This is a genomic window from Streptomyces sp. NPDC002734 (assembly GCF_040295685.1).
Classification (GTDB): domain Bacteria; phylum Actinomycetota; class Actinomycetes; order Streptomycetales; family Streptomycetaceae; genus Streptomyces.
Map to the genome: position 1 here is coordinate 1 of NZ_JBEOVU010000078.1, position 1,104 is coordinate 1,104.

The 1,104-nt window shown below is 71.1% G+C and carries 2 protein-coding genes; both read right to left on the reverse strand.

All coding sequences use genetic code 11. From position 1 onward, the window contains the following. The coding region (locus tag ABT026_RS32115) for a DUF8189 domain-containing protein (RefSeq protein WP_502968099.1) at positions 1 to 761 on the reverse strand (761 nt) is incomplete at its 3' end. Positions 762 to 814: 53 nt separating this feature from the next. After that, on the reverse strand, positions 815 to 1,104 hold a 290-nt coding region (locus ABT026_RS32120), incomplete at its 5' end, for a DUF8189 domain-containing protein (RefSeq protein WP_502968098.1).

A 1,104-nucleotide genomic window follows, 5' to 3' on the forward strand; every position in this document is an offset into this window, starting at 1 on the left:
CCGTCCCCGTTCGCCCCGACCGCGATGTCGAGACCGCCGCCGCCGAACGTCTCCCAGCCCGACCAGCTGCCCGACGGCCGCAGCTGGTACATGTGGGAGAAGCCCTTCCCATTGATCGCGAACAACTCCAGCCGGCCGTCGGCGTTCGCGCCGATCGCGAGTTCGGCGCCGTTGGGTCCGCCCAGCGACTCCCACGCCGACCAGTCGCCGTTCACGCTCGTCTGCCAGGCGTGATGGACCCCGTCGGCACCGGCCGCGAAGACCTCCAGCCTTCCGTCCGCGCCCCGGGCCGACACCACCCGGCCCGACTCCGCCGGGTAGACCAGCGGAACGGGACCCGGTCCGGAGTTGCCGAGGCGGTCCACCGCGGCGCGCGCCTCGCCCAGGTGCCGCAGGTGCAGGTTCGCGTTGTAGGTGGACCAGGGCTGCCAGTCCGTGCCCCTGGAGGAGATGGTGAAGGCCGCGTTCGCGTTGCACTGGGCGTTGTAGGCGCAGGCGTCGCTGACCTCCGGGTGCCAGTAGTCGTTGATCTGCCACAGACCGCGGTCGGCGGACGGCGGGGTGTTGTTGGAGGTGTTGGTCGCCTTCGGGTCGCAGCTGGACTCCGCGAGGGCGACGGCGACGGCGGTCACGAGCGCCTCGCCGCGGAATCCCGCGGTGTGGCCGACCTGGGCGCACAGATCGCTCGGAGCGGCGTACGCGGGCGTGGCGGCGGTCATGACACCCGCCGCGACGCACAGGGAGACGAGCACCGACAGAATGACGCGGTGAGGTGCTCTTCGAGCACGTCTCTCGGGGGACATCCGTTGTCTCCTCACGGGGTCTGCGGGCCGGGGGTGTCGTTGACCCATGTCCAGTCGGACCAGGTGGCGTGTCCGGTCTGCCACTTGTGGTGGACACCCCCAGGGCCGGTGCCGAAGACCTCCATGCGGCCGTCGGCGTTGGCCGTGGCGACGATCTCGCTCCCGCCGGTGCCGAATGTTTCCCACCGGCTGTAGGGGGCGTTGGTTCCGGTCTGCCACATGTGCTGGGCGGCGCTCGCGTTGATGGCGAACACCTCGACCCGACCGTCCGCGGTGCGCTGACTGGTCAGCTGCGCGTCGG